This window comes from Burkholderia sp. BCC1996 (genome assembly GCF_905339955.1).
In the GTDB taxonomy this organism is placed as follows: domain Bacteria; phylum Pseudomonadota; class Gammaproteobacteria; order Burkholderiales; family Burkholderiaceae; genus Burkholderia.
This window is the reverse complement of the sequence record NZ_CAJPHM010000007.1, coordinates 69,691-89,209: the sequence shown is the minus strand read 5'-3', so window position 1 is coordinate 89,209 and position 19,519 is coordinate 69,691. Positions and strand designations below refer to the sequence as shown.

Below are 19,519 nucleotides of genomic sequence, written 5' to 3'. Positions count from 1 at the left end.
CGCCGGCGCTCAGATCGCGAGCGCGTCCGGCGTCGCCTGCGCGCGGTGTTTCGCGAGCGCACGCAGGCAGTGCGCGATGCAGCCCGCGAACGCCTCGTCGAACCAGGGCTGCGCGCCCGACACGCCGACCACGATGCCGTGCTGCGCGACACCGCCCCACAGGTTCGTGTCGCCCGCGCGCAGCCGGTACGGCTCGAGCGCCTGCACGACGTGGCCGTCGCGGCCGGTTTCCCACGACAGCCGCGCCTTCGCGCGGGCGTACGAACGATAATCGGCATCCCAGTCCTTCGGATCGGGCAGCGAGAACTCGTACAGGATCGCATCCTCGAACGCCGCGTCGCGCGGCCCGAGCGCCGGATCCATGATCACGACGTGCAGGCAGCCGCTGTCGCCGACGAAGTCGCTCTGCAACGCGGCCGACAACGTCGGCAACAGCAGCTCGACGGCGGCGACCGCGGCCTGGCGGTCGGCGAACGCGCTACCGGCGCGGCGCTCGGTCAGGACTTCGGGGGGCGTCGGATTCGAAAGGTTCGGCATGGATATCTCCGGAGGAAAGCGCGAGCGCCCGCAGCGTCGCGATCAGGTCGGCCGCTGCCGCGGGCTTGGTCAGATAGGCGTGGAAACCCGCTTCGACCGCGCGCGTGCGGTCGCGCTCGCGGGCATGGCCCGACAACGCGAGCGCTTCGAGCGGCGCCCGGCCGTCGCGCGCACGCTCGGCGTCGAGCTGGCGCACGCGGCGCATCACCGTGTAGCCGTCTTCCTCGTCGGCGCCGAGGTCGATGTCGCATACCAGGAGCGCCGGCCAGTCCGCGCGGCGCGTGTTCCGCATCTCGTCGAGCAGCGCGTGGCCGGACGCGAACACGCGCACCTCCGCACCGGCGACCTGCAGCAGCGCGGCAAGCGCTTCGCGCGCCTCGTCGTGATCGTCGACGCACGCGATGCGCACGCCGTCGAGCGGCTTCGCGTCCGCGGCCGCGACGGCGCCCGGCCCGGAATTCGGTGCGGCCGCGTCGGCCGGTTGCAGCGACGCCGGCGCGACCGCGCACAGCGGTAGCGACAGGTGCAACGTCACGCCGACGTCGTCGCGCTCGCGAACGACGTAGCCGCCCGCGTCCTCGATCGCGCCCTGCAGCCGTTCGAGATCGGCCAGCGACAGCTCCGGCGCGTCGACGCCGGTGCACGTGATCGTGATCCGCGCGTCGGGGTCGTGCCGCGCGGTCCGCACCTCGACCCGCCCGCCGCCGCTCGTGTCGATCCCGCCGCGGCACAGCTCCCACACGAAGCGCCGCAGTGCGGCCGGATCGGCCTTGACGACCAGATCCTCGTTCGACAGCTCGCGGAACACCGGCACGCCGCGGCGCGCGGCGGCTTCCGCCAGCGCATCGAGCACCTGCGCCACCAGCGGGTTGATCCGCACCGGCTGCAGCGCGAACTTCGCCTCGGTGCGCTCCAGTTCGCGCTGCTTCGCCTGCAGCGACCACATCTGCGCATACACGCCGTCGCTCGCCAGCAGTTCGTCGTGGGTGCCCTGCTCGACGAGCCGGCCATGCTCCATCACGAGGATCCGGTCCGCATCGACGATCGTCGACAGCCGGTGCGCGATGACGAGACTCGTGCGGTGCCGCGCGACGCGCATCAGTTCCTGCTGGATCGCGCGCTCCGAGCGCGTGTCGAGCGCCGACGTCGCCTCGTCGAACACGACGATCGGCGGCGCCTTCAGCAGCGCGCGCGCGATCGCGACACGCTGCCGCTCGCCGCCGGACAGCCGCACGCCGCGCTCGCCGACACGCGTGTCGTACGCATCGGGCAGCCGCTCGATGAACGCGTCGAGTTGCGCGCCGCGCGCGGCCGCGATCACTTCGCCGCGCGTCGCGTCGCGCTTGCCGTACGCGATGTTGTAGGCCAGCGTGTCGTTGAACAGGATCGTGTCCTGCGGCACGATGCCGAGCGCATCGCGCAGGCTGCGCTCGGTCACGAGGCGCAGGTCCTGGCCGTCGATCCGGATCGTCCCCGCATCGGGCTGGTACAGCCGGAACAGCAGCCGCGCGAGCGTCGACTTCCCTGAGCCGCTCCCGCCGACCACCGCGACCGACTGTCCCGGCTCGACGCGAAACGACACGTCCCACAGAATCTGCCGGCTCGGCTCGTAGCCGAAGTCGACGTGCTCGAACTCGATCGCGCCGCCGCGCACCGCGAGCGGCTGCGCGCCGGGCGCGTCGCCCTCCTCGCCCGGCTTGCCGCGGGCGTCGAGCAGGCCGAACAATCGTTCGATGTTCGTCATCGCGTCGTGCGCCTCGCGGAACACGAAGCCGAGCGCATTCAGCGGCAGGCTGATCTGGATGATGTACGCGTTGATCAGCACCAGGTCGCCGACCGTCATCGTGCCGCGCGCGACATGCTGGCCGGCGAGCAGCATCACCGCCGCGATGCCCGCGCCGATGCATGCGCTCTGCCCGATATGCAGCGTCGACAGCGCGTACTGGTTGTCGACGCCGGCCTCGCGCCATGCGTCGAGCACGCGTTCGAGCCGGCTGCGCTCGACGTCCTCGCGCGCGAAGTACTTGACCGTATCGACGTTGAGCAGGCTGTCGACCACGCGCGCGTTCGATTCGGCCTCGAGCACGTTCACGCGACGCTGGTAGCGCATCCGCCGGCGCGTGAAGACGGTCGTGTAGCCCGCATAGACGGCGAACGTGACGAGGATGATCGCGGTGAAGCCGCCGCCGTACTTGCCGATCACGATCACCAGCACCGAGCCGATCTCGATCGCGGTCGGCACGACGGTAAACACCGCGACGCCGAGCAGGTAGCCGATCCCGGCCGTGCCTTTCTCGAGGTCGCGCACGACCGCGCCGGTCTCGCGCTGCGAATGAAAGCGCGCGCCGAGCCGGTGCAGATGACCGAACGTGCGGACCGTAAACGACGCGACCGCGTGCTGCGTGACCTGCACGAACGTCATGTCGCGCACTTCGTTCAGCGCGTTCGCCGCGAAGCGCACGACCGCATACGCGAACAGCAGCAGAACCGGCAGCGCGATCGGCTGGCCGGCCGCGCGGCCCAGCCCGTCGACGATGTCCTTCAGCAGCAGCGGCACCGAAACGGCCGCCGCCTTCGCGAGCAGCAGCAGCGCCAGCGCGGCCAGCACGCGCGCGCGGTAATGCCGGATCGCGCGCCACAGCTCGACCGCGATGCGCGCGCGCAGGCCACGTGCGTCGCGGCCACGACCGTCGCGCGGCGCGCTGGCGCTCGAGTCGCGATCGTCGCGATCGTCGCCGTCGTCACGCGGTCCGTCGTCAGAGCCGGTCGTCATGCGCGCATTGGCTGTGTCCGTGGCCTTGGCAGGGTCGTCCCGCGCATCGGCCGTCAACGGCGCGGATCGCGCTCGCGGCCGGCGCCGCTACCCGGTTCGGGATCGCGCGCCGCAGGCTGCGTCGGCGTGACCGTGCGTTGGGACGGATGCAGCACCATGCCCGTATCGGGTTGTTCGCCGTCGCGGCGCACGCGCACGCGGTTCTCGACGTCGCGCACGCCCATGCAGCCGTCGGCGATGTCCTCGATGTCGTGCTTCATCCAGCGCTGCGGCACGGTGCCGTCGAGTTCGACGCGGCCGTCGCGCACCTGCACGGAGACATCGCTCACGTCGATGTCGAGCGCATGCGCGAGCCGCTCGCAGACGTCCTCGCGAATCCGCTCGTCCGAACGCGTATAGCCTTTCGGGCCGCGCCGATGCCGCATGGCCTCGCGTTGCGCGGCGTCGCCGAAGCGCGACAGGCCGGACGCATCGCCGCGGCGCTGGTCGCGCCCGTTGTAGGCGTCGTAGTCGCCGTCGCCGCCATGCCAGCCCGTCCGGTGCTGGCCGCGGAACCGCGGCTGATCGGCATGGGCGCCTTCACGTCCCTGGCCGCCTTCCGCTGTGCGGCCGCGGTTGCCGTAGCCGCGCCCGGACTCCCACGCCGGATCGCGCGAACCGCCGGGGCCGCCCGGCCCGCCCGGCGCACCGCGCCAGTCGGCGCCGGCGTCTGCGCCGCGCTGTTCGGCCGACGAGCGGGCCGAGCGCTCGCTCCATTCGCTGCCCCAGTCTTCCGGGCCGACGTCCTCGCTCGCGAAGCGCCGGTACGCGGATTCGTAGTCGGCATCGTGGCGCCGGGATTCGTCGCCGCGAAAATCGCGCTCGCCGGTGTCCCGGTACGCGCGTTCGCCGCGCTCCTGCCAGTCGGGCGGGCCGCTCCGTTCGGCTTGCCGTCCGGGAGATCGTCGTTGCATCGTGTCCCTCCTTGATCGCGCCTGTGCCTGATCGCGCCTGTGCCGCGTGCGGACCGGGACCCATGTCGCGTCGCGGCGCACGTCGGTCAGGTCGATGCAAGTCGCGTGCCGTCCGTTGGCCAGCACACCGCGGCGGCGCGGCGGACCCCAGGGCGGCACGCCCGCGCCGACGATCGCGGTCCACGTCGCGATCGCCACGCAGCGCTGACGGGGGCAATGCGGATCGTCGCGCTTCGGCGGGGGTCCCTGGCAGGGCGCACCTGGCCGGGCACCCTTTGCCCGGCGCCCCTGGCCGGACGCCCCTATCTGCAACGCAATTGCAGTTTTTGCGCGAATGGTCGCCGTGCAGCGACCCTATGCGCCGCCCGCACCCGGTTCGTCCGGCGCATCCGGATCCTCGGTGCCGCCGGGCTCGCTCAGCCGTTCCGTGCGATCCGGCTCGATATCGGCGCCTTCCTCGAGCCCCGCGTCGCCATCCGCCGACGCGCGCTCGCCGGTGCCCGCGCGATCCGTATCGCTGTCGAGGGCCGCGTCGCCGCGCTCCAGCGCGTGCTCGTCGAGCGGCGAATCGACGTCGAACGGATGGCGCCGCGCGCCGGCCGTGTCGCTGCCGCTGTCGGACGAATCGCTCGGACCCAGCGCGCGGCCGTCGCGGCCGCGCCGTGCGTTCTCGTCGTCCGGGCCGGCCGGTTCGTTGTCGGGGTTCAGTGTGCTGTTCATGTCGATGCCCTCGGGTAGCCGTGAAGCGGCGCGCCGCCGCCGGAGGCCGGCTTTCGCGCCGGGCCGGCCGCGGCGTGCGGACCGGAGGGCGACGCAATCGGCATGCCGCGCCGCCGTCGCCGGGCCGCCACCGGCAGGATTTCGCACTGCGGGCGCGACGCGGCACAGGCCATGCGCCCCCATTGATCAGGCGATTCGACCTCCCTTATGCTTTCGGGGTGTCAATCCGATTTGAATGGCCGCAGTCGGCTCGTCTGGCCGCGGCGGGGCGGCGTTCCTCCGCCCGCATCCGACTTGCCGTTCCGATGAAGAAAGACGACGCCATTTCCGATCTCCACCCGCCGCTCGGGCCCGCCGATGCACGCGACCTGCTGCACCGCTTCGCCGAGTTCCGTTTCGAGACCGTCGTCGGGGCGATCACCGACTATGCGGTGTTCATGCTCGACGCGCACGGTAACGTCGCGACGTGGAACGCGGGCGCGGAGCGCATCAAGGGCTATCGCACGGCCGACATCGTCGGCCACCATTTCTCGCGTTTCTATCCGCCCGATGCGATCGCCGCCGGGCGGCCCGCATTCGGGCTCCGCGAAGCCGTCGCGCACGGCCGCTTCGAGGACGAAGGCTGGCGCGTGCGCAAGGACGGTTCGCTGTTCTGGGCCAGCGTGACGATCACGGCCGTGCACGACCATGCGGGCCAGCTGGCCGGCTTCATCAAGATCACGCGCGACATGACCGAGCGCAAGCGGCTCGCCGAACTCGAGGTGTCGACGCACCGGCTCAGCGTGTTCATCGCGATGCTCGCGCACGAGCTGCGCAACCATCTCGCGCCGCTGCGCAATTCGGTCGGCGTGCTGCAGAGCCTGCCCGATCCGGCACCCGCGCTCGCGCAATGCCGCGACGCCGTGCATCGCCAGGTCGGACAGCTGACGCGGCTGGTCGACGACCTGCTCGACGTCGGGCGCATCACCGCCGGCAAGGTGGAACTCGACCACGCGCCGGTGACCGTGCGCGACGTGGTCTGCCGCGGCGTGGAGAGCATCCAGCCGAAGCTGGCCGCACGCGAGCAGAACATTCGCGTCGACCTGCCGGCCGATCCGCTGGTGGTGCGCGGCGACGCCGCGCGGCTCGTGCAGGTGCTGCACAACCTGCTCGACAACGCGTCGAAATTCTCGCCGAGGGGCGCGCGCATCGACGTCAGCGCGAGCGCCGAAGGGTCGGTCGTCGCGATTCGCATCACCGATCACGGCGTCGGCATCGCGCCGGGCTCGCTCGAATCGATCTTCGACCTGTTCGAACAGGAAAGCGTGCCGGGCCGGCGCGCGTCGGACGGCTTCGGGCTCGGCCTCGCGATCTGCCGGTCGTTCGTCGAGCTGCATGGCGGAAGGATCGCCGCGGAAAGCGCCGGCCCCGGCCACGGCGCGACGTTCACGGTACGGCTGCCGCTCGAGCGCGCGATGCGCCCGACGCCCGGCGACGCGCCGGCGCCGGCGCCGCGCACGACCGAGCCGCCGGCCGGCGCGCCGCTGCGCATCGTCATCGTCGACGACAACCGCGACTCCGCCGACACGCTCGCCGTGCTGCTGCAGATCAAGGGCCACGCGCCGCGCGTCGCGTACCACGCGGACGACGCGCTGGCGCTCGCGCGCGACATCGTTCCGCACCTGATGCTCGTCGACCTGTCGATGCCCGACGTCGACGGCTTCACGCTGCTGCGCGAACTGCGCGCGATCGATGCGCTGGCCGGCACGACCTGCGTCGCGTTGTCCGGCCATGCGAGCCCGGCCGACTTCGCACGCACCGCGAGCGAGGGCTTCGACGATCACCTCGTGAAGCCCGTCGAGATGGCGGTGCTCGACGCGCTGCTGGAGCGCGTCGCGCGCAAGGTCCACGGCGCGCCGTAGCCGCTCATGCCATCGCGCGGCACATCGCCGCGCACGCATCGCATGCCAGCGCGCAGCGCCGGCAATGGTCGTGCGCATGCAGCAGGCATTCGGCCGCGCACACCTCGCACGCACGCGCGCACAGGGCGCACACCTGCGGCGCGAGCACGCTGTCGCGCGCCATCGCGGCCGAGGCAAGGCGGCACAGCTGCGCGCACTCGATGTCGAGCGCGATGCAAGCGGCCAGCGCGTGCGTGTCGGGGTCCGCCAGGCACCCCGCCGTACACGCGTCGCATGCATGCGCGCACGCATCGCACGCGGCCATGCAGTTGTCGTAGAGATCATGGAACCCGTTCATGGCAGCACTCCTCGTTGCGGTTCGCAGCGTCATGGCGTCAGCTTCACTTTCAGCCAGCCCGGCTCGCGCACGTCGAACGCGCGATACGCGTCGATCGCGTTCGTCAGCGGCTCGCAGCGCGTCAGCACGGACGCCGGGTCGAACGCACCGCTGCGCACGAGCTCGATCAGGTGCGGCGTGACGGTCCGGTGATTGCAGTTGCCCATCTTGATCGTCAGGTTCCGGTTCATCGCCTCGCCGACCGGAAACACGCGCGCCTGCGGCGGATACACGCCGATCACCGCGACCGTGCCCGCCTTCGCGACCGCGCGCACCGCCCATTGCAGTACCTGCGAGGGCCCGTCGCCGGGCGTCCAGTAGCGGCCGTCGGGCTTGCGGCGCGGCGCGACGGCGTCGACTTCCGCATCGAACGCACGCGCCGCGTCGTGGTCGGCGGCGGCCGGCCCATGCGTCGCGCGCATCGCGTCGACGCCCACCGCATCGATCGCACGATCGACCCCGATCCCGCCGGTGAGCCGCAGCACCGTGTCGACGGGGTCTTCCTCGGAGCAGTCGATGGTCTCGGCGCCTTGCGCGCAGGCCATCTCGAGCCGCGACGCGATGCGGTCGATCGCGATCACGCGCCCGGCGCCCATCAGCTTCGCGCTCGCGATCGCGAACTGGCCGACCGGCCCGGCGCCGAACACGGCCACCGTGTCGCCCGGCTTCACTTCCGCGAGCTGCGCGCCGAAGTAGCCGGTCGGAAAAATGTCGGACATCAGGATTGCCCGGTCGTCGTCGATCGCGTCCGGCAACCGGATCAGGCTCGCGTTCGCGAGCGGCGTGCGCGCGTATTCGGCCTGCAGCCCGTCGAACGGCCCCGTGTCGGCCGGGCCGCCGTAGAACGCGGTGCCCGCGCGCGGCCCGCCCGGGTTCGCGACGTCGCATTGCGCGGTGTAGCCCGCGCGGCAGTACACGCAGCTGCCGCACGCGATCGTCGACGGAATCAGCACGCGATCGCCGCGCTTCAGGTTGCGCACGTCGCGCCCGACCGTCTCGACGATGCCGACACCCTCATGGCCGAGGATCGTGCCGGGCTTCATCCCGCCGAGCGTGCCGCGCACCATGTGCAGGTCGGTGCCGCAGATCGCGCTGGCCGTCAGGCGCACGACCGCATCGGTCACGTCGACGACTTGCGGGTCGGGTACCGTATCGATGCGAATGTCGCCGATGCCGTGAAATACGACTGCTTTCATGTCAGGCCCTCCTTGTCGAAAGCGGTAACGGTGCAAGTACCGTCACGCTGTTCGAGCAAGGCGCGCGCCCGTGCGCGCAGGGGTCGGTGCGGTGCGTGGTCAGCCGGCCGGTGCGTCGTCGTCGATCGACATGCCGATCGCGGCCGTGCGGCGCATCGTGTCGACTGCACCTCCATGTCGGCACCGGAAATGCCGGATTGTTCGCGCTCGGGTTCATGATCGCGAACGGCGCCGCGATCACCTCGGTCGAGAAACCGCAGTCGAGAGTCACGGGAGTCTGTCCGGCTCGGCGGTCTCTGCGCATGTTGCAACGATGCGACGACCGTTGGGTACGCAACGACTTCACCCGCGTGCGCACTGGTCAGCGCACAGTCGGCGGCCCGTTCACGCGCGCGTCGTGCCCTGCTGCTCGAGCGCCGCTTCCGCGCGCAGGCAGTCGAGATCCCGGCCGATCGTCGCGACCGCGAGCCGTGCGTTGCCGCGCCAGAACGCGACCGAAGCATCATGCGCGCGCAGGTCGCCGTCGATCTCGACGCGGTCCCATTGCTCCGCATGTCCGACATAACGGACCGTCAGGTCGTAGTGCTGGCTCCAGAAGAACGGCACCGCGTCGAACGGCCGCTGCTGGCCGAGCATGTTGCGCGCCGCGGCGATGCCCTGCCGCTCCGCGACGACCCAGTGCTCGACGCGTATGCGTTCGCCCGTCAACGGATCGGGCCAGCGCGCGATGTCGCCGGCCGCATAGATGTCCGGTGCGCTCGTCCGCAGGAAACGGTCGACCGTCACGCCGCGATCGACGGCGAGCCCCGCCTCCTGCGCGAGCGCGACGTCCGGATGCACGCCGATGCCGACCACCACCACATCGGCCGGCAGCGCGTCGCCGTTCGACAGCGTCACGCGGTCCGGCGCGATCTGCGTGGGCGTCGCGCCGAGATGGAACACCACGCCGTGCGCTTCGTGCAGCGCGCGGATCGTGTCGCCGAGCGCGTCGCCGAGCACGCGCGCCATCGGATGCGCATCGGGTGCGACCACCTGCACGTCGAGCCCGCGCGTGCGCAGCGCGGCGGCCGCTTCGAGGCCGATGAAGCTTGCGCCGACCACGACGCAGCGCCGCGCCGTCTTCAGCTTGCCGATCAGCGCATCGCAATCGGCGCGCGAACGCAGCACGCACACGTGCGGCAGATCCGCCCCCGGCACGGTCAGCCGGTTCGGCTCGGCGCCGGTGGCCAGCAGCAGCGCGCCGTAGCCGACGCGGCTGCCGTCCGCGAGCTCGGCCGCATGCTGCGCGGGATCGATCCGCGTGACGCGCGTGCCGCAGCGCACGTCGATGCGCTGCTCGGTATAGAACGACGCGCCGCGCAACGGCAGCCAGTCGGCTTCGGCCGTGCCGGCCAGATAGTCCTTCGACAGGTTCGGACGGTCGTACGGCGGCTCGCTGTCCGCGCTCAGCAGCGTGATCGCATGCGGATAGCCTTCCTGGCGCAGCGTCACGGCCGCCGCAATCGCGGCCGCACCGCCGCCGACGATCACCACCGATGCGGGCAGCCCCGCCGCGTTCAGTGCGGGCGGCGATGCGGCGGGCCGCGCATCGAGCACGATCGCGCGGCCGTCGCGCCGCTCGACGCGCCAGCACGTCAGGCCGTCGAGCGCCGGCGCGCGTAGCAGTGCGCCGGTGCGCAGGCAGAACGCCGCGTGATGCCACGGACAGCGGATCGTATCGCCGACCAGCAGCCCGTCGGCGAGCGGCGCGCCGTAGTGCGGGCATTGCGCGCCCACGGCAAACAGTTCGTCGGCGCGGCGCACCAGCAGCACCGTGGCGTCGCCGACCTGGCCCTCGATCATCGCGCCGTCGGCGAGGTCGTCGAGCGCGATCCCCTGCGCGAGATCGGGACGTGAAGACGAGGCGTCGCTTCCGGACATGGCGTGGCTCCCGGGGTGTGGGGTAACGATCCCATTATCGGCGTCCTTCCCGAAAAGAACAGGTACAGACGACCCCGCAGCGCACGCAAACACGGACTGTGGCTTGTACGCGATCCGCGACCGGCGTGGAACGTCATCGACGTTGCGGCGCAACACACACCGGATGCGCATGCGGGGGGCCGGCGAGCCGAGCAATCCGCGTACCGCCCCGCCTTCATCCCGTCACGAGGAGCGACCCGATGGCGACCGTTCTGTGCGTGCTCTATCCCGACCCGGTCGACGGCTATCCGCCGCATGACGTGCGCGACGCGATTCAGGTCATAACGCGAGCTTGCCGACCGTGACGATCGCGCGTTCGATGTCCGGCGACCACGGGCTGCTGTAGTTGAGCCGGATGAAATTGCGGTAGGTGTCCGCGATCGAGAACATGTAGCCGGGCCCGATCGTGATCCCCTGCTCCAGCGCGAGTTGGTACAGCCGCATCGCATCGACCTGCGCCGGCAACTCGACCCACAGCACGTAGCCGCCCGCCGGGCTCGAGATGCGCGTGCCCTCCGGAAAGAACCGCGACACCATCGCGCGCATCAGGTTCGCCTGCTGCGCATACGCCTTGCGCAGGCGCCGCAGGTGATGCTCGTAGCCGTCGCGCTCGAGGAACTCGGCGATCGCCAGCTGCGGCAGCGACGGCGTCGCCAGCGTGTTCAGGAACTTCAGCTTCTCGACCTGATCGCGATAGCGGCCCGGCAACGCCCAGCCGATCCGGTACGCGGCCGTCAGGCTTTTCGAGAACGACGCGCAGTGCAGCACGATCCCGTTGCGGTCGAACGCCTTCAGCGCACTCGGGTGCGCATTGCCGAAATACAGTTCGTTGTACACGCCGTTCTCGATGATCGGCATGTCGATTTTAGTTGCGAATTCAACCAGTTCGCGCTTGCGCTCGTCGGGCATCTGGAAGCCGAGCGGATTCTGGAAGTTCGGCATCACCATGCATGCGGCGATCGGCTGAGACTTCGCGATCGCCGCCAGCGCCGCGATGTCGATTCCGTATTCCGGATGCGTCGCCACCTCGATCGCCTTCATCCCCATCCGTTCGATCGCGTGCAGCATCGCGTAGAACGTCGGCGACTCCACCGCGATCGTGTCGCCCGGTTTCGCGACCGCCTGCAGGCACAGGTTGATCGCCTCGGTCGCGCCGACCGTCACGATGATCTCGTTTGGGTCGACCGACATCCCGTTTTCCAGGTAGCGCCGTGCGATCTGCCGGATCAGGCGCGGATGGCCGGGCGGCAGCCCGTCGGTCACGCCCCACAGCGACTTGTCGCGGCCGGCCGCATACGCGTAGCGGTTCAGCTTCTCGAACGGAAACAGGCTCGGGTCCGGGTACGGCGAGCCGAGCGGCACCGCGTCGTCGGTGCCGATCGCGCGCAGCGTCGACAGCACGAGCCGGCTCACGTCGACCGACGACGAGATCGCGATCGGCTTCGACGGCCGCAGCTCGCGCACCGGCGCGTGCCCGTCGTCGTTGCGCAGGTTCACGAAGTAACCCGACTGCGGGCGGCTCTCCAGCAGCCCGCGGCTTTCGAGCAGCAAGTATGCGTGCAGCACGGTCGTGATGCTGATCCGGTGCTGCTGGCTCGCCTGCCGCACCGACGGCACACGATCGCCATGTCGATACACGCGTTGCCGGATGAGTCTCTCTATGTCGTTCGCGAATTTCTCGTAGAGCTTCATCCGCCTCGCCCCGCCAGCGGTGAACCAGCCTGCGACGCCCAGGTGCGCGTGCCGTGCCGCTGCACGAAGCCGGATAGCCGTGTCCGGCCGCGGGCGTTCCGGGGCGAGCCACGTCCATTACCGAAATTGAAGGCGGATAGCAATGCGAAATCCATCATGAGAAGGATCGGCATCCTACTGCGTCATTTCGGCGAATGTAAGTGACAGTTTGGCGATCAAACCTCAAATCGCACACGTGTGGTGAACAGATGGAAACGCGGCAGCCGCGAGTCGGCGCCGCACCGAATCAATCTCGGCATAACGAAATGAACTGCCGAACCGACGCCCCCATCGATCGGGCCCGCACACACACGCATCACCGCCGCGCATGCACATCGTCCTCGACGTCGTCGACTTCCGCCGGAAAGCGATGCTGGCCGAAGCTGAGGATCAGCACGCCTACCGCGAGCAGCACGATTCCGAACGTGGTCATCAGCATCCGCTCGGGGCTGTCGGTGGCGCCGCGCAGGATCAGGTCGCGCGCGAGCGACGTCATCGCAATGAACAGCGGAAAGCGCACCGGCAGCCGGCCGAGCCGCAGGTAACGCACGTTCATCGCGAGCACTTCGAGATAGAGGAACATCAGCAGCAGGTCGGTCAGCGACACCTCACCCGCGAGCACGACCTTCCACGCTTCCTGCGTCATCGCGAACGCGGTCGCGAGACCGATCACGATCAGCCCGGCCAGCTCGGCCGCGTGAAGGAAGTGTCCGAAGCGGCGGCGGATGCGCTCGGCGGCCGTATCGGCGGAAACAGTGGACGTATTCAAGGCGATGACCGGTGCAATCAGGGTTGTGCCGCGGTCGACGCTGGGTCGACACGGCGGATGGTTTCGGGCGGCGGAAAGCCCGCGACGCGCGCATCGGGAAAGGTTGCGCACGCACCGGCCGCGTTGGTGGCCTGCGCGACCGCGGACAGCGTGCGCCGGCAGCACTGGTGGAACGCGACGCCGGCATCGGTACACGCCACGTGGCCGCCCGCACGCGCCAGCAACAGCCGGCAGTCGAGATACCGTTCGAGGCGGTCCAGCCGCTCGCTGACTTGCGCGCGGCCGAGCTTCAGTTCGGACGCCGCGGCGGACACCCCGCCATGCTCGACCACCGCGACATAAATACGCATCGCTTCCAGCAGGTTCATCATGATGGTCCTCGTCGGCGGGCGGAGCGAACCTAATCTACTGCACGCGCCACGCCCGCTCAAGAGCACAGCGCCGCGGGTTTCAGGAGTACAGCTGCACGCCCGCGACGCAGAATCGGACCCCGATCAACCCATTCGAATGACAGATTGGCGATACGTGTTCCAAAGACCCGCCGAAGCTGCTAGATTGCATGCTCGACGACGTTACGCGGTGCGGCGAGGTCGCGCGCCGGGCGAACGCGCGGCCACCGAGCCTGCCTCCCCCTTGCGCGCCCGGGCGGCAGGCCGCCGCCGCTGCGGCCCGTTGCGCGATGCCCGCGCAACGTCCTTCATCCGCATGTCACAAAGAGAACAGTCGCATGACACAGTCCAACCGTTCGTCTTCGCGCGCCGCGGCATCCGCGGCCCGTCCGTCCCGACATGACTGACCGGCAGGCCGCGATGCAAACCCGTCCCCCGCTTTCCCAGGCCGTTCACAGCCCGATCACGCGCAGCGCGATCTTCCTCGTTGCCACCGTCAACCCCGGCGCCGAGCGCGCCGACACGATCCGCGCGTGGTGCGGCGACATCGCCGCGCTCGTGCGCTCGGTCGGCAAACGCGTGCCGGACGGCAACCTGTCCTGCGTATGCGGCTTCGGCGCCGACGCCTGGGATGCGCTGTTCGGCGATCCGCGCCCCGCGTCGCTGCATCCGTTCCGCGAATTCGGCGCCGGCCAGCGCGTCGCGATCGCGACGCCCGGCGACATCCTGCTGCACATCCGCGCCGACGCGATGGACCTGTGCTTCGAACTCGCGACCCAATTGCTCGGCGCGCTCGGCGACGCGGTCACGGTCGTCGACGAGGTGCACGGCTTCCGCAACTTCGACCAGCGCGCGATGATCGGCTTCGTCGACGGCACCGAGAACCCGGAGGGCCGCGACGCGGTCGACTTCACGGTGATCGGCGACGAAGACGCCGAATTCGCGGGCGGCAGCTACGTGATCGTGCAGAAGTACCTGCACGACATGGCCGGCTGGAACGCGCTCGCGGTCGAGACGCAGGAGCGCATCATCGGGCGCACCAAATTGTCCGACATCGAGCTCGCGCCGGACGTGAAGCCGTCGTGCTCGCACAGCTCGCTGACGACGCTCGACGAGAACGGCCAGGAAGTGAAGATCCTGCGCGACAACATGCCGTTCGGGCGCCCCGGCTCCGGCGAATTCGGCACCTACTTCATCGGCTACGCGCGCTCGCCGGCGCCGATCGAGCAGATGCTCGAGAACATGTTCGTCGGCCGCCCGCCCGGCAACTACGACCGGCTGCTCGACTACAGCCGCGCGGTCACCGGCTCGCTGTTCTTCGTGCCGTCGGCCGACCTGCTCGAGGCGCTCGCCGATCGCCCCGCACCGGCCGCCGCCGACGCCACCGCCGCCGCGCAGCCGGCCCCCGCATCGCCCGAGTCGCGTCGTGACGGCTCGCTGAACATCGGATCGCTGAAAGGAGCCAAAGCCTATGAATAACCTGCACCGCGAACTCGCGCCGATTTCCTCGTCCGCCTGGGAGCAGATCGAGGAAGAAGTCGCACGCACCTTCAAGCGCTCGGTGGCCGGGCGCCGCGTGGTCGACGTCGAGGGCCCGGCCGGCCCCGAGCTGTCGGCCGTCGGCACCGGGCACCTGCGCGAGGTCGCGGCACCGCGCGAGCTGGTCGGCGCACGGCTGCGCGAAGTCCGCACGATCGTCGAGCTGACGGTGCCGTTCGAGCTGAGCCGCGACGCGATCGACAGCGTCGAGCGCGGCGCGCGCGATGCCGACTGGCAGCCGGCGAAGGACGCGGCGCAACGCCTCGCGTTCGCCGAAGACGGCGCGATCTTCGACGGCTATCTGGCCGCGGACATCGTCGGCATCCGCGAAGGCACGTCGAACCGCAAGCTCATGCTGCCGGCCGACGTCAGCGCGTATCCGGACGCGATCAGCGACGCGCTGGAAGCGCTGCGGCTCGCCGGCGTCGACGGCCCGTACTCGGTCGTGCTCGGCTCGGACGCCTACACGGCGCTCAGCGAGGCGCGCGACCAGGGCTATCCGGTCCTCGGCCACATCAAGCGCATCGTCAGCGGCGAGATCATCTGGGCGCCGGCGATCAGCGGCGGCTGCGTGCTGTCCACCCGCGGCGGCGACTATGAACTGCACCTCGGCGAAGACGTGTCGATCGGCTACACGAGCCATACCGACAAGGTCGTTCGCCTTTACCTGCGCGAAACGTTCACGTTCCTGATGCTGACGAGCGAGGCATCGGTGGCCGTGGCGCCGCAGGGCAACCCGGCGACCTGACGTTCCGCCCGCGCGATGCCCGACCGGCATCGCGCCCACCGGCCGCATGGCCGGCCGCACGTTCGTCGCCGATCGAACCATCCTGCATGGAGCGAGAAATGAGCGAATCGAATGAAGCACTACAGGCACTGCAAGCGTCGATCGACAGCCTGAAGCAGGCCGTCGACGCGAACGCGAGCCGCCAGGCCGGCGACACCGCCGTATTGTTCACCGTGGTGGCGCTGATGCTGGCCGAACTGCCGCCCGACTCCCGCAACCTGATCGAGGATTCGTTCTCCGTCTGGGCCAATGGTCTGCAGAATGCGGCACTGTCAACCGACGTGAAGCAGATCGCACGGCAGAAACTTGCGATGACGCTCTCCGACTGACGCCGCCGCCTCGTCACGGTTGGGCCATGTCCGGCCCGCACCGTGCAGCCCGCCCGCTTCGCCAGCGGCCTCGCGCCACGCACCGGTTGCGGTGCGCGCGCGGCCCGGCCTGACCCGTGCGCGCACGCTGCCGCGCTGCGCGCTCGCGCCGATGCGCGCGCGCCGTGTTGCGTCGCGCGCATCCCTTCCCGTTTGCTCCCTGCCGGCGCCCTGCGCGCCGATGTCGCACCGCGCTTCGCGCGCGTCGCACGCCGCCACGTTTGCGCAGCCCGCACGCCGCACCCGCATGCGCGCTCGTCTGTACTCCTTGCGTCTCATGCTCGCACGCTTGTGAGGGTGCAATTCCCGGCCGGGCCGATGCGGAACTGTGTCTTGGAGGCCCTGGGCCGATTCGCTATTTTGAACGCAGTCGAAGTGACGGCGCAGGCGCCGCGAAGCAGCGGTATTGCCGGCGTCGAGCACGGCCGGTCGCCATGCCGGCGCGCGCGGCGCGACGGCGCCGGCATGGCGCGCGCGCCGCCGGTCGCGTCGAGCGGCAGGCACGCCCCGGCGCCCTCGCGCATCGGGACTTCCGTTTCGATTCACGTTCATTGACAGGAGCCAGACCACCATGCCCGCACTTTGCGACATCTGTCACGCCCGGCCGGCCGTCGCGCGCGCCACCGTGATGCAGGACGGCGAGCGCAAGACGATCTCGATCTGCGACTACCACTTCCGTCAGCTGATGCGGCATCAGAGCATGCTGAACCCGTTCGACTCGCTGCTGGGCGGCGGCGCGTCGTCGCTGTTCGGCGAGTCCGGCGACACGTCGCCGCTTGCCGCGGAGATTCCGCGCGAGTCGGTCGACCCGACCGACGCGTTCAGCGAGCAGACGCTCGAACTGCTGCAGCGCGCGGCCGAGAAGGCGCACGAGCTGCGCCGCAGCGAACTCGACACCGAACACCTGCTGTACGCGCTCGCGGACACCGACGTGTGCGCCGCGCTGCTGAAGGAACTGAAGCTGTCGCCGCAGGACATCAAGTCATACATCGACGAGCACGCGCACACCGGCACGGCCTCCCCCGATGCGTCGCTCGACAAGCTGTCGATCTCGCCGCGCGTGAAGAAGGCCGTGCAGTACGCGTTCCAGGCGTCGCGCGACCTCGGTCACTCGTACATCGGCCCCGAGCACCTGCTGATCGGTCTCGCGTCGGTGCCGGACAGCATCGCCGGCACGCTGCTGAAGAAATACGGCGTGACGCCCGAGGCGCTGCGCCAGAAGGTCGTGAAGGTCGTCGGCAAGGGTGCGGAAGACGGCCGCGTCGATGCGCCGACCGGCACGCCGAACCTCGACAAGTTCGGCCGCGACCTCACCGCGATCGCGCGCCAGGGCAAGCTCGATCCGGTGCTCGGCCGCGCGCAGGAAATCGAAAGCACGATCGAGGTGCTCGCGCGCCGCAAGAAGAACAACCCGGTGCTGATCGGCGAGCCGGGTGTCGGCAAGACCGCGATCGTCGAAGGCCTCGCGCAGCGGATCGTGAACGGCGACGTGCCCGAAGTGCTGCGCGGCAAGCGGCTCGTCGAAGTCAACATCAACTCGATGGTCGCCGGCGCAAAGTATCGCGGCGAATTCGAGGAGCGAGCGAAGCAGCTGATCGACGAAGTGACCGCCAAGCATGACGAACTGATCCTGTTCATCGACGAGCTGCATACGATCGTCGGCGCGGGCCAGGGCGGCGGCGAAGGCGGGCTCGACATCGCGAACGTGCTGAAGCCGGCGCTCGCGCGCGGCGAGCTGAGCCTGATCGGCGCGACCACGCTGAACGAATACCAGAAGCACATCGAGAAGGACGCGGCGCTGGAGCGGCGCTTCCAGCCGGTGTTCGTGCCGGAGCCGAGCGTCGAGCAGACGATCGTGATCCTGCGCGGGCTGCGCGACAGCCTCGAGGCGCACCATCAGGTGACGTTCGCCGACGACGCGTTCGTCGCGGCCGCCGAGTTCGCCGACCGCTACATCACCGCGCGCTTCCTGCCCGACAAGGCGATCGACCTGATCGACCAGGCCGCCGCGCGCGTGCGGATCGGCGCGACGTCGCGCCCCGTCGACATCCAGGAAGGCGAAGCGCAGATCGCGCAGCTGAAGCGCGAGCAGGACTACGCGACGTCGCGCAAGCGCTTCGACGAAGCGAAGCAGTTCGAAGAACAGATCAACGAGAAGCAGAAGTCGCTCGACGAAAAGATGGAAGCGTGGCAGCGCAAGACCGGTTCCGAGACTCTCGAGGTGACCGTCGAATCGGTCGCCGAAGTCGTGTCGCGGCTGACCGGAATCCCGGTGTCCGAGCTCACGCAGGAAGAGCGCCAGAAGCTGCTGAAGATGGAAGAGCAGTTGCGCGAGCGCGTGGTCGGCCAGAACGACGCGGTGGTCGCCGTCAGCGACGCGGTGCGGCTGTCGCGCGCCGGGCTCGGCCAGACGCACCGGCCGATCGCGACGTTCCTGTTCCTCGGGCCGACCGGCGTCGGCAAGACCGAGCTCGCGAAGGCGCTGGCCGAGACCGTGTTCGGCGACGAACAGGCGATCATCCGCATCGACATGTCCGAGTACATGGAGCGGCACGCGGTCGCGCGGCTGATCGGCGCGCCGCCCGGCTACGTCGGCTACGACGAAGGCGGCCAGCTCACCGAGCGCGTGCGGCGCCGCCCGTACAGCGTGATCCTGCTCGACGAGATCGAGAAGGCCCATCCGGACGTCTACAACGTGCTGCTGCAGGTGTTCGACGACGGCCGGCTGACCGACGGCAAGGGCCGCGTGGTCGACTTCAGCAACACGATCATCATCGCGACGAGCAACCTCGGCGCCGCGATCATCATGGACAACCTCACGCAGCCGGAAGCCGCGCGCAAGACCGACAAGGCGATCCGCGAGCAGCTGATGCAGGTGCTGAAGGGCCATTTCCGCCCCGAGTTCCTGAACCGGATCGACGAGGTGATCGTGTTCCATGCGCTGTCGAAGGAGAACATCCGCTCGATCGTGCAGATCCAGCTCGACCGCGTGGTGCGCACCGCCGCCGCGCAGGACATCACGCTCGTGATGGGCGATTCGCTCGTCGAACACCTGACTGAAGCCGGCTACCAGCCGGAGTTTGGCGCGCGCGAACTGAAGCGGCAAGTTCGGCAGATCATCGAAACGAAGCTCGCGAAGGAGATCCTCGCGGACAAGCTTCAGTCGGGCGACCGCGTCGAAGTCGACTACGACACGGCCGGCGACACGGTGACGTTCAACAAGCTCGCGCCGCCTGATGCGAAGGACGCGAAGCAGGACGCCGACGGCAAGGCCAGGCCGAACGGCAAGGCCGCGAAGGCATCGGCCGATGAAAAGGATGACGAAGCAAAGGCCGATACGCCGCCGCCCGTCGCGAAGGCATCCGGCAAGAAGTCGTCCGGTGCGAAGAAGGACGCGCACTGATACCACGCGGGCCCGGATGCTCGGGCCCGCATGACCGGCGCCGTCCGCCGGACGGCGCCGCCCCACGCCGCGACGCGGCGCAACCCGAGCCACCCCGCAGCGGGCCCGGCTCATGGAG

Annotated in this window: 15 protein-coding genes; 5 read left to right on the top strand and 10 right to left on the bottom strand. The window is 69.9% G+C overall.

Going from position 1 to position 19,519, the window contains the following annotated elements:
- Positions 1-9 precede the first annotated feature (9 nt).
- From U4Z64_RS12170 to U4Z64_RS12155, 4 genes are all read right to left on the bottom strand, one after another.
- Entirely contained in the window at positions 10-537 is a 528-nt protein-coding gene (locus U4Z64_RS12170; protein ID WP_321820091.1) for a hypothetical protein, read from the bottom strand.
- Positions 479-3,310: an ABC transporter transmembrane domain-containing protein gene (locus U4Z64_RS12165; protein WP_321820090.1), complete on the bottom strand. Its 2,832-nt coding sequence runs from the start codon at positions 3,308-3,310 to the stop codon at positions 479-481. Before U4Z64_RS12165 ends, U4Z64_RS12170 begins: the two co-directional genes overlap by 59 nt.
- Positions 3,311-3,363: 53 nt before the next feature.
- Positions 3,364-4,263 carry a BON domain-containing protein gene (locus U4Z64_RS12160; protein ID WP_321820089.1) on the bottom strand — a complete coding sequence of 300 codons (900 nt, stop codon included), beginning with the start codon at positions 4,261-4,263 and terminating at the stop codon, positions 3,364-3,366.
- Between the two features lie 354 nt (positions 4,264-4,617).
- Positions 4,618-4,983: a chemotaxis protein gene (locus U4Z64_RS12155; protein WP_257771964.1), complete on the bottom strand. Its 366-nt coding sequence runs from the start codon at positions 4,981-4,983 to the stop codon at positions 4,618-4,620.
- 305 nt (positions 4,984-5,288) lie between these two features.
- Here U4Z64_RS12155 and U4Z64_RS12150 point away from each other — a divergent pair, with 305 nt between their 5' ends.
- On the top strand, positions 5,289-6,884 hold the full coding sequence (locus tag U4Z64_RS12150) for an ATP-binding protein (protein WP_321820088.1): 1,596 nt from the start codon (positions 5,289-5,291) through the stop codon (positions 6,882-6,884).
- Between the two features lie 4 nt (positions 6,885-6,888).
- On the opposite strand, the gene U4Z64_RS12145 is transcribed toward U4Z64_RS12150, so the two are convergent.
- From U4Z64_RS12145 to U4Z64_RS12120, 6 genes are all read right to left on the bottom strand, one after another.
- Positions 6,889-7,221, bottom strand: a complete 333-nt coding sequence (locus U4Z64_RS12145; RefSeq protein ID WP_044848162.1) for a ferredoxin — start codon at positions 7,219-7,221, stop codon at positions 6,889-6,891.
- Between the two features lie 29 nt (positions 7,222-7,250).
- Positions 7,251-8,456, bottom strand: a complete 1,206-nt coding sequence (locus U4Z64_RS12140) for a zinc-dependent alcohol dehydrogenase (protein ID WP_321820087.1) — start codon at positions 8,454-8,456, stop codon at positions 7,251-7,253.
- A 384-nt stretch (positions 8,457-8,840) separates the two neighbouring features.
- Positions 8,841-10,376, bottom strand: coding sequence for an FAD-dependent oxidoreductase (locus U4Z64_RS12135; RefSeq protein WP_321820086.1), 1,536 nt, complete (start codon positions 10,374-10,376; stop codon positions 8,841-8,843).
- A 318-nt stretch (positions 10,377-10,694) separates the two neighbouring features.
- Positions 10,695-12,107: a PLP-dependent aminotransferase family protein gene (locus U4Z64_RS12130; RefSeq protein WP_321820085.1), complete on the bottom strand. Its 1,413-nt coding sequence runs from the start codon at positions 12,105-12,107 to the stop codon at positions 10,695-10,697.
- Positions 12,108-12,462: 355 nt separating this feature from the next.
- A complete protein-coding gene (locus tag U4Z64_RS12125; protein WP_044848158.1) occupies positions 12,463-12,915 on the bottom strand; it encodes a phosphate-starvation-inducible protein PsiE in 453 nt (150 codons plus the stop codon).
- A 17-nt stretch (positions 12,916-12,932) separates the two neighbouring features.
- Complete coding sequence (locus tag U4Z64_RS12120; RefSeq protein ID WP_415750567.1) at positions 12,933-13,286, bottom strand: LysR family transcriptional regulator; 354 nt, start codon at positions 13,284-13,286, stop codon at positions 12,933-12,935.
- Positions 13,287-13,703: 417 nt separating this feature from the next.
- Here U4Z64_RS12120 and U4Z64_RS12115 point away from each other — a divergent pair, with 417 nt between their 5' ends.
- The 4 genes from U4Z64_RS12115 (at position 13,704) to U4Z64_RS12100 (ending at position 19,401) form a co-directional block, all read left to right on the top strand.
- A complete protein-coding gene (locus U4Z64_RS12115; RefSeq protein ID WP_321820084.1) occupies positions 13,704-14,783 on the top strand; it encodes a Dyp-type peroxidase in 1,080 nt (359 codons plus the stop codon).
- Positions 14,776-15,591: a family 1 encapsulin nanocompartment shell protein gene (locus U4Z64_RS12110; RefSeq protein WP_321820083.1), complete on the top strand. Its 816-nt coding sequence runs from the start codon at positions 14,776-14,778 to the stop codon at positions 15,589-15,591. Before U4Z64_RS12115 ends, U4Z64_RS12110 begins: the two co-directional genes overlap by 8 nt.
- Positions 15,592-15,689: 98 nt before the next feature.
- Complete coding sequence (locus U4Z64_RS12105; RefSeq protein WP_124485765.1) at positions 15,690-15,959, top strand: hypothetical protein; 270 nt, start codon at positions 15,690-15,692, stop codon at positions 15,957-15,959.
- A gap of 610 nt (positions 15,960-16,569) precedes the next feature.
- A complete protein-coding gene (locus tag U4Z64_RS12100; RefSeq protein ID WP_321797516.1) occupies positions 16,570-19,401 on the top strand; it encodes an ATP-dependent Clp protease ATP-binding subunit in 2,832 nt (943 codons plus the stop codon).
- The last annotated feature ends 118 nt before the right edge of the window (positions 19,402-19,519 follow it).

Coding starts and splice junctions, on each gene's coding strand:
- U4Z64_RS12170 (WP_321820091.1), bottom strand. CDS start 537: ATGCCGAACCTTTCGAATCCGACGCCCCCCGAAGTCCTGACCGAGCGC.
- U4Z64_RS12165 (WP_321820090.1), bottom strand. CDS start 3,310: ATGACGACCGGCTCTGACGACGGACCGCGTGACGACGGCGACGATCGC.
- U4Z64_RS12160 (WP_321820089.1), bottom strand. CDS start 4,263: ATGCAACGACGATCTCCCGGACGGCAAGCCGAACGGAGCGGCCCGCCC.
- U4Z64_RS12155 (WP_257771964.1), bottom strand. CDS start 4,983: ATGAACAGCACACTGAACCCCGACAACGAACCGGCCGGCCCGGACGAC.
- U4Z64_RS12150 (WP_321820088.1), top strand. CDS start 5,289: ATGAAGAAAGACGACGCCATTTCCGATCTCCACCCGCCGCTCGGGCCC.
- U4Z64_RS12145 (WP_044848162.1), bottom strand. CDS start 7,221: ATGAACGGGTTCCATGATCTCTACGACAACTGCATGGCCGCGTGCGAT.
- U4Z64_RS12140 (WP_321820087.1), bottom strand. CDS start 8,456: ATGAAAGCAGTCGTATTTCACGGCATCGGCGACATTCGCATCGATACG.
- U4Z64_RS12135 (WP_321820086.1), bottom strand. CDS start 10,376: ATGTCCGGAAGCGACGCCTCGTCTTCACGTCCCGATCTCGCGCAGGGG.
- U4Z64_RS12130 (WP_321820085.1), bottom strand. CDS start 12,107: ATGAAGCTCTACGAGAAATTCGCGAACGACATAGAGAGACTCATCCGG.
- U4Z64_RS12120 (WP_415750567.1), bottom strand. CDS start 13,286: ATGATGAACCTGCTGGAAGCGATGCGTATTTATGTCGCGGTGGTCGAG.
- U4Z64_RS12115 (WP_321820084.1), top strand. CDS start 13,704: ATGACTGACCGGCAGGCCGCGATGCAAACCCGTCCCCCGCTTTCCCAG.
- U4Z64_RS12110 (WP_321820083.1), top strand. CDS start 14,776: ATGAATAACCTGCACCGCGAACTCGCGCCGATTTCCTCGTCCGCCTGG.
- U4Z64_RS12105 (WP_124485765.1), top strand. CDS start 15,690: ATGAGCGAATCGAATGAAGCACTACAGGCACTGCAAGCGTCGATCGAC.
- U4Z64_RS12100 (WP_321797516.1), top strand. CDS start 16,570: ATGCCCGCACTTTGCGACATCTGTCACGCCCGGCCGGCCGTCGCGCGC.